A 10,825-nucleotide genomic window follows, 5' to 3' on the forward strand; every position below is an offset into this window, starting at 1 on the left:
TCAGCAACTTCAGGTACTTTCTCATCTTTGCCTCTTTACGTCAACAGAACCTAGCCTCTGGTTTGGGAGTTTTATTAATTTTACGAGTATTTGAAAAACCAATAATTACTCCTGTAGCGATCGCTGTTATGTTAGCAGGAATTGCAGCAACTTTATTCTGGAAGTCGGGTTTGGGTTTATCAGGTGCGTTGTACGAAGTGCTACCAGGGATGGCTGTAGGATTTTTGGTTTATGCGGTGGCAAGTTTGCTCTTTAGCTCTAAAATGCAAAGAGAATAAGGTAGGTGAATGAGAATTTATTGTTAATTGAGAAGTGGTAAATCTTCACAAGTTCCTCAAATTAGGTAGCTATAACTAAAACTACAAACCTATTTCAAATACCAGCTTTTGAAGCTGAAGAGAAATTTAAGAGGGAAAAAATAATGTTTGACAAGATTTTAGTTGCTCTAGACCGTTCGGAAAGAAATCAAGCTGTATTTGATTCGGCTATAGCTCTAGCTAAAACTACTAAAGCTCAATTGATGATACTGCACGTCTTATCTGAAGACGAATCGGATTATCTGCAGCTTCCTGCTTATGCTTATCATCCTCTGGTAGAAGACCGCAGTTACGAAGTTTATCAAGAAAAATTGGCACAGCATCGACAATTGGGTCTAGATTTTCTACATGCTCTCAGCGATCGCGCAACTGAGGAAGGAATCAAAACTGAGTATAGCCAGATAACAGGCAATCCAGGACGTTCCATTTGCCAACTAGCTAAAACTTGGCAAGCCGATCTGATTTTAGTGGGTAGTCGCGGACTCACTGGTCTTCAAGAAATGTTTCTCGGTAGCGTAAGTAACTACGTTACCCATCATGGACCTTGTTCGGTATTAATCGTACGCACTGACTCGGATAATAATTCAGACTTAACTTCTGTAGAGGATGAGCTTGAAACTACCATTCAAAGCAATTAGGCAATTAGCTTGCCTAGATTGGGTCAGGGAAAAATTGCTCGCAAAAGAGCTTTCATTAGTTTGCGCTTTGCCCTAACCCAATACATATGGGCTATTTAGCTGTCTTTATTTTGACTCGCTCCGACAGTTTATAAAACCCAAATTATAGTGATTTTTGCCTTTAGAAATCTCACTTATAGAGACTGTTTCATGTACCAGTCAAACTAATACTGGCGGTTTTACTTTCTCACGTTTCAAAGTTAAATTGGCAATCTGTTTTTGACGATGTACGGAAAGACTTTGATGTGAAAACAGAGGAGTTCTTACAGCTTGATGATTATGGCGATCGATCTCGGCTAAATTAGGCATTTCTTGCCAACAGCTACGACAAAACCAGTAATCTCTATGGTGACTGATATAGTGCAGCATCGTGTTGGAACAACAAGGACAGATAGCTAAAATACTCATGATTGTAAATTTGGTCGCCTCGATAGTTTTGCTTCAATCTAATATCAAGGTTAGCTGACAAATCTAAGGAAGTTGTGAGCAACTACGATTGAAAAAATTTATTTTCAGTAGTAAATACTTATGGGGAGTAAAAATCCCTAGAAGCGATCCCGAGATACTATTCGATCGATTACAACAAAATTTATCGATCCCCTCACAATTTCTTCAAGTTTTTGTTTTATTCTGAAACTCACAGCTAGTACTTTATCTAGTTAATTCCAACCACTCATAATTAATTTAGGAAAAAATAGCTCCCAACTTGAAAATGCAATCTACCCATCAAAATTGGCTGGAGAAATTACTAGCAACAAACCTACTTTAGTTAGAGAACAAAGTTGTCATGAAAGTCAAAGAACTTCTTCGGAAATACAAAAATAAACAATTGGATTTTACAGGTGTAAGTTTGCATTCGGCTAATTTAAACGGCGTTAACTTGACCCGAGTTAATCTGACTAGGGCGGACTTGAGTCATGCCGATCTCAGCCATGCCGATCTTAGTGGTGCTTGCTTAAAACAGGCAAATCTAACTGATGCTGAACTCAATCACGTTAATCTTATTGGTGCCAATCTTTCAGAAATCAACCTAATTGGAGCAGAATTAATCGGTGCAGATTTGAGCGGTGCAGATTTAAGTGGTGCAGACTTACGATGTGCTAACTTGCATGGAGCTAATTTATCCAATACCAATTTGACTGATGTCGATCTCAATGGAACGGATTTAACTGAAGCCGATCTCAGCGATGTTAGATTGGCTGGAACCGATCTCAGCGTAGCAGTGGTTCAAGGTGCTAAGTTGCAAAAAGCCTATTTAGATCGAGGTGAGAGAACCCAAAAAGGAACTTCCCATCATTGGGTTACTTGGTCTGGTAGTTGAATTATCTTAACAGTAATCGGTTATTAATTCAATCTGTAGTATAAAATGATTACTGCTAAGCCATTACCATTCCGCCATCGACATTAAACACCTGTCCGGTGATATATTCGGCAGCTGGATTGGCAGCGAGAAAGCAAATTGTTCCTGCAACTTCGTCTGGTTTCCCATAACGACCGAGAGGAATTAATTTAATTATTTCCTCTGACTTAAGTTCTTCGGTCATATCGGTTTCGATAAATCCCGGTGCTACTGCATTGACGGTAACACCACGATTGGCTAATTCCTTAGCAACGGTTTTGGTAAAGCCAATTACTCCCCCTTTCGCCGCACTATAGTTAGCTTGACCTGGGTTACCCATTTGCCCTGCTACTGAGGCAACGTTAATAACTCTACCGCTACGCTGTTTGAGCATAATTTTACTTACGGCTTTGGTACAAAGAAAAACTCCAGTGAGATTGAGATCGATCACGGCTTGCCACTGTTCGGGCTTCATTCGCAATAAGAGGTTGTCTTTGGTAATACCTGCATTGTTAACCAAAACATCAATCCGCCCAAATTTATCTAGGGTTTGCTTAACTAAATTGTCTACAGCATCGCTTTGGGAAACATCAGCCTGTATGGCAATTGCTTCTCCTTCTGCCTCAGCGATCGCGCTTACTACTTCTTCAGCGGCACTACTGGAACTGGCATAGTTTACTACTACTTTGGCTCCTTGAGTCGCTAGAGCTAGGGCAGTCGCTTTACCTATACCTCTTGAGGCACCAGTGACAATGGCAACTCGGTCTTTGAGATGTTGTAAATTTTCTGGTAGTAAGTTCATAATTTGCTTCTCATCTATAAGCTTAAAAAACTAGAACGTAGGTGAAAGATCCCACTGCAATTTAGCTATCATATAGTTCGATGGGTACCTAAGACTAGATTAAATAGTCCTCTTCTATTATTCAGTAATTACAATCTATGGCAGTCAAAAAGCAATTCTCTAGTTTCCAAGACCTGTTAGAAAATTCTTCCAAGCCAGTATTGGTTGATTTTTATGCGACTTGGTGCGGTCCTTGTCAGATGATGAGTCCGATTCTCGAACAGGTAGGAGCGCAGTTACGCGATCGCCTGCAAGTAATTAAAATCGATACGGATAAATATCCCCAGCTTGCTTCACAATATCATATTGAAGCCTTACCTACTTTAGTCTTATTTAAAAACGGCGAGCCTATCGACCGGATTGAGGGTGTTTTGCAAGCACCCCAGTTAGTGCAGCGTTTGAATTCTTCGATCTAAAGTTTCAGTCGGGCAAGTTCCCTCGCAAACTGGGTTTTAGTTTCTTAGCATTTGGCTGGGATGTCGAGTGCTGAAGTTATAAGATTCCTCAATCTACTGCTTCGCTACGAGCAATTATCGTTTATCTTGTTGGTAAAATCAGTAACTTAGTTAATTTATAGCGATCGCGACTCCAAAGTTTAACATGACTCATCATCACGGTCATAATCATCACTCCCATCAGCAACCTACTAATTACAGTCGCGCTTTTATTATTGGAACTGTTCTCAATGTGGGATTTGTCGCCATTGAAGGTGTATTTGGTTTTTTAACTCAGTCTTTAGCACTACTTGCCGATGCAGGACATAATTTCAGCGATGTTCTGGGACTTTTAATCGCTTGGGGTGCTAGCTGGTTGGCGCAGCGTCCGCCATCAAATCGCTTTACTTATGGGTAGCGACGTTCTTCAATTCTGGCTGCATTATTAAATGCCTCGATTTTGTTGGTGGTAATGGGAGGTATCGCCAGTGAAGCTATTCGACGCTTAGTCAATCCTAGTTCGGTTGCGGGTACGACAATTATCGTGGTAGCGGCAATAGGAGTGGTAATTAATACCGCAACTTCCCTAATGTTTATGTCTGGTCGTCACGGAGATCTCAATATTCGTGGCGCATTTCTCCATATGGCAGCAGACGCATTAGTGTCTTTAGGAGTCGTTTTGGCAGGTATTGCTATTCTTACTACGGGTTGGTCTTGGTTCGATCCTGTTATCAGCTTGATTATCGTTATAGTAGTAATCGTCAACACCTGGCAACTATTTTTAGACTCTTTGAAATTGTCCTTAGATGCCGTACCTCAAACAATCGAACCACAAGCAGTAGAAACATTTTTAACCGAATTTCCTGGAGTCGCTCGAGTTCACGACCTGCATATTTGGGCAATGAGTACGACAGAAACTGCTTTGACCGCACATTTAGTAATGCCCGAAGGTTATCCTAGCGATCCCTTTTTAAACCAGATTAGTCAACAACTGCACGAACATTTCGCGATCGAACATACAACTATACAACTAGAGACAAGCTATTCTAATTGTTCTTGTACTTTAGTTTCAGAAAACGAAAACCCAAAACTTGAAGACAATAGCCATCATTAAACCTTATTTTTCTGCCCCAATCAAACGATTCCAAATAAGATACCCCACTTCATCTTTAGGTACGAATAGATTGTTCTCATCAGCTTCCATATCTCCCATTGCCGTAAATTCCCGACGGGCGGGATCGTTAAGGTTGATGTAGGTTGCACCTTGTTTGAGACGAGTACCTGGTTTGAGGATGGGAATTTGTCCCAACTCATCATTGCTAAAGCCTTCTAACTTCTGCTGTAGCTCATCTATATCTCTTGCTGTCCGTTCGAACCTTCCAGATTGGTAAGCTTCTGGACCGATATTTCTGCCAGCCATAGGATTGGGATTGAGGTCTTTATCGAATTGGTCTTGTTCGCGATTAATGTATTTGGGTTGTTCTTCAGCAGCCATAATGTACTATGTAAAGTTAATTCTTGGTTTTTATAAATCGAGATTAATGACAATAACCGAAAATAAAAAAGTCTTTTCTAGGTGTTATTGCCGCATACTTAAAACTTTTTTAGCAGAAAATGACAAAAGTCTACCTCTATCTAACGAAGTAAACAATTATCAAAAAATTTACGACTTTTTAATTCATCCTTTTGACAAAACTTGGTAGCGGAGGAAGATTTTCCTACTTTATAGTTGCCATCGCATATTCTTAAAACTAGATATAGCGTTTCTCAGATGGACGAGATACAGTCAAGATCCTAGTCAATCATCGCTCGTTAATTATTAATTGGAAACTGATGAGAGGTCGAAGTATACCTCACTTATTTGAGAACTGCTATAGATCGATTGATAGTTAATCTGATAATTTGATAAAAAGCAAATATTAATATTTCGTTGCAGCGATAATTATCGATTAATAAGTTTTCGTAATCTCATTCGTCAGTCATAACTGTTTACAAACTTACACCGATCCCGCTATTGTTTGTATATCAATAATAATTTTAATCATGAATTTTTTAATATCAATTTTAGTACTGTTTGTAACAACAAGCTTATTTTGCTGGTTGTTTACGCTTCGTTTGGGATTGGGACCAATCGCTCATCTGGTAATTTTTCTTGGAGGGATCTTTTTTATATGTTTGTCAGGAATAGTTACTTTAAAGATGTTCAGCAGATTGAGATAGAGGCTATTAACGAGTAGTGCTCCAGGGAGATGTTTCCAGCTTTTAAGTAATCCCAATTCTTGAAAAGGAGACTAGCGATGGGCAACGATCTCTTCAGTTGAGTTGGGTATCCCAAACAATGGCAGGAATCTATCAACTAGAGATAACAGAAACCGAATCCGAATTCAAGGAACTCTTAAGGAACTGGTTCAGGAAAAGAACGAATCCAGCTCCTCTATCTCCTCAAAAGCGGTCAAGCACAAACCATTACCCAAGCCTCGTCACTCATAGGAAGATATCGAGTCATCGCTCAAGACTGGTTAGCCAAATTCTCTATCTAGTCAACTTTTAGAGAATTGATATAATTCTGGAGAATAAGGTTTGTTCTGACTTCTCTAGAATTTAATGCTCGATCGCAACGTTATGCAGTACCTTCATCGGCGTAAGAGATTGTAACAGTTCCCAAGCGGCGCGATCTTTAACAAACAACGAGCCAGCAAAGCCTAAAGAGTTAATAGCAATACCTCGATAGGCTTCTTGCGATCGCGGCACGACTAACATCCAATTATTGGTCACTAACAGATTATAAGCACCAGGCTGTTGTGAAGTGTTTTTATCTACTCTCAAACCTACTTTTTCTAATAAAACGTAATAGTAGTCGAGCATTACTTGAGGAGTGTAGTCCCGATTTAAAGCAGCAATAGCGTGACGAAAGGCAAAATGAGGAATGGTAGTCAAATAATCTTGAAAATTAGCGGCAGCGATCGCAGTTTCAATAGGAAGACCTTCGAGATCCCGAACAATTGGTAACGGAAGTAGCTGCAAGTGTTTGTGTGATTGAGAAGCACCGGCAATTTTACCGCCATTATAGAAACCCAACCCATCAATCTCTTGCATACAAGCGTACAAAGCTTCAAAATCACTTAGATTCAGCAAATTTGTCTGTTCTTCATAAGCATGAGTTACGATGAGCAGATGATGATCGACGACGTTAAATTTATTCAGCAAGCAAAAATGAGAAGGAGAAATATCGCTGACAAATAAATCTTCTTCGTAGGGTAAAAAAGGATCGAATCTTTTTCCCGTAGTAGATTCATGCTGTTTTTGTTGTTGCTTGGCTATATCCTTATGTATCAAATTGGTTAGGGTATGAACCACAAAAGTAATGCCGTCTTGTTCAATAAGTTGATATTTAGTTTCAATTGACTGAAGTGCGCCACATTCACGAGCATATTGCGTCTGCTGTTTGACTTTCTTCCAAAGCGACCCAGATTCTAAAAATTTTGCGGAATTCATCGATTAAAACCAGATTTTAACTTATAAGTGCGGCTTGGCAATCTTTGGTAATTTGTTGTTTTAAAGCATCTATAGAGGAAAACTTTTGTTCTGGTCGCAAAAACTTTTTCAAGTTTACGGTCAATGTTTGACCATATAAATTTCCCGACCAATTTAACAAATGTACTTCAATAGTAGGGTTTTTTCCTGCTACCGTCGGACGACAGCCGATATTCATCACCCCTTTAACCGTAGGCTTTAATAATACCTCTACCGCATAAACACCATAGCGCGGCAGAAATTTATCTGGAGGTAATTGTAAATTGGCAGTAGGGAAACCAATAGTTCTCCCTAGTTGACTTCCCATGACTACTTTGCCGATTAAAGGATAGGGACGAGCTAACATGGTGTTGGCTCGTTCGACTTCTCCTGTGGTTAAAGCTTGGCGAATTAGAGAACTACTAACCCGAACTGCTCCGTTATTATCCAAACATTTATGCAAAGAATTAAGAAATACTTCGATACCCAAAGCTGTGGCAATATTCTTTAAATCTGTTGCAGTTCCCTTTCTTTGGTTGCCAAAACGAAAATCTTCTCCGACGCTAATATGAGTAGCCTGTAACTGACTGACTAAAATTTGTTTGACGAATTCTCTAGGACTTAAAGCAGCTAATTCTCGATTAAAAGTTAATAAAACTAACTGTTTGATGCCCAGTTTATCCAGTTGTCGCGCTTTTTCATCTACGGGAGTTAATAGCTTAATTTTTTCGCCAGTAAAAAACTCGCGGGGATGGGGTGAAAAACTAACTACAGAAGGATGTATCGGTGAGGCGCGATCGCTTTTGAGTTGGATAATTGGTTCCAGCACTGTCTGGTGCCCTCGATGTATACCGTCAAAGTTGCCAAGGGCGATCGCAGTTGGAGTTTTTATCTGTTCTATCGAAGATGCAATCCACACGCTTTACATTCTGACATAATTTGGATTCGGGCGATCGAAAGCTCGGAGCGAGCTTTAAGAAAGATTTAACTTAGTAAATTCTCTAAGGCTAATTTGGTAATTACCTTTTGAGGTAGCTTTTTATTAGCTTGAATGTTGCTAGATAAAGTATTTCCCATAAAATTGTTTAGCTTAAAATAAATGTTTTTTTCGATCTATTTTGATGACGATTGAAGCGCCTTTCAAGCGTTTTTCATGGTATTTTTCTGAACAATAGCAACTCAAAAAAATATCAACAACTATACCAACTACACCCCCTACTTCATGGTTGATTAATTGAGTAGAATTAGTGTAAACTTTAGAAATATGAGAGAGTTCTCTTAATAGGCGATCCTGGCAGTATCCAAATATAGCGTTTTAATTCCCTATCTTTTCAGATTTTTTGATATTGGTCAATTGCGGGTCGCATCGTCATCTCAGTTAAAATGGCGAATAATTAGTTCTAAAAGCGTGGAACTTTAACTAAGCTTTTGAAAAAAATGTCGTAAGAAAAATAGTTCGTATTTTTTATTTTTAAAGTAGTTTGGGAAAACATTATGATTGAAGTCACTTATCTAAAAAACTATTTTTTTATTGCTATAATACGACAAAACCACAAAGCAGCAAGATTAAATGACAAAATATAGTTTTGGCATTATTACCCCTAGCTATGCCCCTGACTTCGAACGATGTCGTTTACTATCAAAGAGCATAGATAGGTATGCTTTGACTCCTATAAATCATTATGTAGTAGTCGATCGCCAGGATTTAAAATTATTTCAGCAGTTATCGGGAACACATCGCCAAATTATTACCGTAGAATCGGTTTTACCCTGGTGGGTTAAAAAAATTCCTCTGCTCAAAAATGGCTGGTTTAGTTTTAGAAGTTTGCCCATCCGTAATTGGTTACTTCAACAAATTGTCAAGTTAGCGATCGCCGAACACGTAACTGACGAGGTGTTAATTTTTGTCGATTCAGATGTTACTTTTATACGTCAATTTGACGTTGGAGATTTTGTTAAAGACGGTAAAGTTAGGATGTTTCGCGAACCGAAAGCGCTAGGAGCTATTAACCCAACTCAATTGTCCGATACTCAGATTAAATGGTGGAATGTGAGCAATAAATGGTGTAATGTGAGTAATCGTCTCTTAGGATTAGCTCCAGTTCAATATCCTACTGCTAACTATGTGGGTAATATGATTACTTGGAAAAGAGAAAATGTATTTGTGCTCCATCGGCATCTAGAAACTATTTCTGGTAAAGGATGGATAGAAGCCGTTGCTGATTCTTGGCATTTTTCAGAATATACACTTTACGGTATTTTCATCGATGCAATTTTAAAAGAAAGGGGGCAGCACTACTACGATTCTCAGAAAATTTGTCACGAATACTGGAAAGATACTCCAATGTCTAATGAGGAGTTAGAGCGGTTTTTTGACACAATTCCCCCAGACACTATTTCAGTAATGATCTCAGCCAAAGCTAGAATGCCTGTAGAACGTTATTCTAAATTTGTCGAGGCAAACTTTGTCAATTAAGTAATTAGATTAATACTAAACAAGACTTAAAGCAGACACAATTAGACGCAGTATCGATAATAAGATGAGCCTATCCTTTTGATATCAGCGATCGCGAATGAAAAATTATAGAACCGTTGATCGAAATAGCCGGGAAATCAGCATAATCATTGGGGTTGAAACTTGCCTCAATTGAAAAGTCCACACCGTAGGAAAGAAGCACGGTCGAGTAGTTCATCTGCATCGGCAAACAAACTTTGTAATCTTTGGGTTTCTGCGCCAATTTGACAAAGTAAATCTCCCTTTCCTAATAGATAAGCTGCATCAGTAGATGTTCCGCCTAAAATTAGTTTAGAATTGGCTTCGCTACCGCAAGTAGAAAGGGCAATTCTGCCAGGTAGATTATCGCGAATAATGGGGGTAACTACGCCCGCTTCTGGGCGTTGGGTAGCGACAATTAGATGGATACCTGCTGCCCTTGCCATGCCTCCCAAACGCTTGATACTGGCTTCTAAAGCCTGACGAGTTTCTTTATCGGTCATAAAGTCGGCATATTCATCAAAGATACAAACAATACGGGGTAATTGTTTGTTCGCTCCTTGCTTGCGGTTATAGGCATCTAGATGTGGACATTTTGCTGTTTCAAACAATTGATAACGCTCGTCCATTTCTGCTACGAGTTTTTCCATTAGAGAAATAGCAACCTCACTATCTTTAACTATGGGAGAAAGTAACCAAGGCATTTGCTCGAATTCGGGAAAGGTTACTCGTTTGGGATCGACAAGGGCAATTTTGACTCGTTCGGGGGAATGATGATAGATCAGACTGAGGAGAAGCGATCGCAAAAATTCACTTTTTCCACTTCCAGGCATACCGCCAACTAAAAAATGACAGTTATTAGGATCGGCTAAATTGACTTCTACTAACTTGCCGTTTAAATTGACTCCCACAGCAATAGTTATGGGTGCGCCATCGGGTTGTTTACGAGGCTGAATATAATCAACTTGACGATCTTCGCGGGGGAGATCGACGCTAACATAACCCGCTTGAGTAGCAATTAAAGGAGGACGAGCAATACCCAATTGTACTTGTATGTCTTCCGCTAATTTTAGAATAGCAGCTACCTTTACTCCTCTGCCTGGTTTGAGTTTAATCCGAATAACGGTACTTAAACAATTTAAACAGACAAAATAAGATAGAATACCTTTGCTGATTAACTTTAACATTATTCTAAAGCCCGATCGCACTT

Annotated in this window: 10 protein-coding genes and 2 pseudogenes; 6 read left to right on the top strand and 6 right to left on the bottom strand. The window is 39.3% G+C overall.

Features of this window, described 5'->3' with window-relative positions; all coding sequences use genetic code 11:
* Together ACLFKQ_RS06845 and ACLFKQ_RS06850 are read left to right on the top strand one after the other, a co-directional pair.
* Positions 1-278 (top strand): annotated as a pseudogene (locus ACLFKQ_RS06845) (hypothetical protein); the annotation flags it as partial.
* 143 nt (positions 279-421) lie between these two features.
* A complete protein-coding gene (locus tag ACLFKQ_RS06850; protein ID WP_448999084.1) occupies positions 422-955 on the top strand; it encodes a universal stress protein in 534 nt (177 codons plus the stop codon).
* Between the two features lie 198 nt (positions 956-1,153).
* Here ACLFKQ_RS06850 and ACLFKQ_RS06855 read toward each other — a convergent pair whose 3' ends face one another.
* Positions 1,154-1,402 carry a hypothetical protein gene (locus tag ACLFKQ_RS06855; RefSeq protein ID WP_448999085.1) on the bottom strand — a complete coding sequence of 83 codons (249 nt, stop codon included), beginning with the start codon at positions 1,400-1,402 and terminating at the stop codon, positions 1,154-1,156.
* Between the two features lie 379 nt (positions 1,403-1,781).
* Here ACLFKQ_RS06855 and ACLFKQ_RS06860 point away from each other — a divergent pair, with 379 nt between their 5' ends.
* Positions 1,782-2,315, top strand: a complete 534-nt coding sequence (locus ACLFKQ_RS06860; protein ID WP_448999086.1) for a pentapeptide repeat-containing protein — start codon at positions 1,782-1,784, stop codon at positions 2,313-2,315.
* Between the two features lie 55 nt (positions 2,316-2,370).
* Here the strand turns inward: ACLFKQ_RS06860 and fabG are convergent, their stop codons facing one another.
* Positions 2,371-3,135 carry a 3-oxoacyl-[acyl-carrier-protein] reductase gene (gene fabG, locus ACLFKQ_RS06865; RefSeq protein ID WP_448999087.1) on the bottom strand — a complete coding sequence of 255 codons (765 nt, stop codon included), beginning with the start codon at positions 3,133-3,135 and terminating at the stop codon, positions 2,371-2,373.
* A gap of 137 nt (positions 3,136-3,272) precedes the next feature.
* Here fabG and trxA point away from each other — a divergent pair, with 137 nt between their 5' ends.
* Both trxA and ACLFKQ_RS06875 read left to right on the top strand, forming a co-directional pair.
* Positions 3,273-3,590 carry a thioredoxin gene (trxA, locus tag ACLFKQ_RS06870; protein WP_448999088.1) on the top strand — a complete coding sequence of 106 codons (318 nt, stop codon included), beginning with the start codon at positions 3,273-3,275 and terminating at the stop codon, positions 3,588-3,590.
* Positions 3,591-3,774: 184 nt separating this feature from the next.
* Positions 3,775-4,722 (top strand): annotated as a pseudogene (locus ACLFKQ_RS06875) (cation diffusion facilitator family transporter).
* Positions 4,723-4,725: 3 nt separating this feature from the next.
* On the opposite strand, the gene ACLFKQ_RS06880 reads toward ACLFKQ_RS06875, so the two are convergent.
* The 3 genes from ACLFKQ_RS06880 to ACLFKQ_RS06890 form a co-directional block, all read right to left on the bottom strand.
* Positions 4,726-5,103, bottom strand: coding sequence for a hypothetical protein (locus ACLFKQ_RS06880; protein WP_448999089.1), 378 nt, complete (start codon positions 5,101-5,103; stop codon positions 4,726-4,728).
* A 1,106-nt stretch (positions 5,104-6,209) separates the two neighbouring features.
* A complete protein-coding gene (locus ACLFKQ_RS06885) occupies positions 6,210-7,103 on the bottom strand; it encodes an ATP adenylyltransferase family protein (protein ID WP_448999090.1) in 894 nt (297 codons plus the stop codon).
* Positions 7,104-7,119: 16 nt separating this feature from the next.
* Positions 7,120-8,040 (bottom strand): bifunctional riboflavin kinase/FAD synthetase, encoded by a 921-nt coding sequence (locus tag ACLFKQ_RS06890; RefSeq protein ID WP_448999091.1) that lies wholly within the window; start codon positions 8,038-8,040, stop codon positions 7,120-7,122.
* A gap of 651 nt (positions 8,041-8,691) precedes the next feature.
* On the opposite strand from ACLFKQ_RS06890, the gene ACLFKQ_RS06895 reads away from it, so the two are divergent.
* Positions 8,692-9,597, top strand: coding sequence for a DUF6492 family protein (locus tag ACLFKQ_RS06895; RefSeq protein WP_448999092.1), 906 nt, complete (start codon positions 8,692-8,694; stop codon positions 9,595-9,597).
* Positions 9,598-9,764: 167 nt separating this feature from the next.
* On the opposite strand, the gene ACLFKQ_RS06900 is transcribed toward ACLFKQ_RS06895, so the two are convergent.
* Positions 9,765-10,825: FtsK/SpoIIIE domain-containing protein (locus ACLFKQ_RS06900; protein WP_448999093.1), on the bottom strand; the 1,061-nt coding region annotated here is incomplete at its 5' end.

The sequence above is a fragment of the Myxosarcina sp. GI1(2024) genome, assembly GCF_053543375.1.

Coding starts and splice junctions, on each gene's coding strand:
- ACLFKQ_RS06850 (WP_448999084.1), top strand. CDS start 422: ATGTTTGACAAGATTTTAGTTGCTCTAGACCGTTCGGAAAGAAATCAA.
- ACLFKQ_RS06855 (WP_448999085.1), bottom strand. CDS start 1,402: ATGAGTATTTTAGCTATCTGTCCTTGTTGTTCCAACACGATGCTGCAC.
- ACLFKQ_RS06860 (WP_448999086.1), top strand. CDS start 1,782: ATGAAAGTCAAAGAACTTCTTCGGAAATACAAAAATAAACAATTGGAT.
- fabG (WP_448999087.1), bottom strand. CDS start 3,135: ATGAACTTACTACCAGAAAATTTACAACATCTCAAAGACCGAGTTGCC.
- trxA (WP_448999088.1), top strand. CDS start 3,273: ATGGCAGTCAAAAAGCAATTCTCTAGTTTCCAAGACCTGTTAGAAAAT.
- ACLFKQ_RS06880 (WP_448999089.1), bottom strand. CDS start 5,103: ATGGCTGCTGAAGAACAACCCAAATACATTAATCGCGAACAAGACCAA.
- ACLFKQ_RS06885 (WP_448999090.1), bottom strand. CDS start 7,103: ATGAATTCCGCAAAATTTTTAGAATCTGGGTCGCTTTGGAAGAAAGTC.
- ACLFKQ_RS06895 (WP_448999092.1), top strand. CDS start 8,692: ATGACAAAATATAGTTTTGGCATTATTACCCCTAGCTATGCCCCTGAC.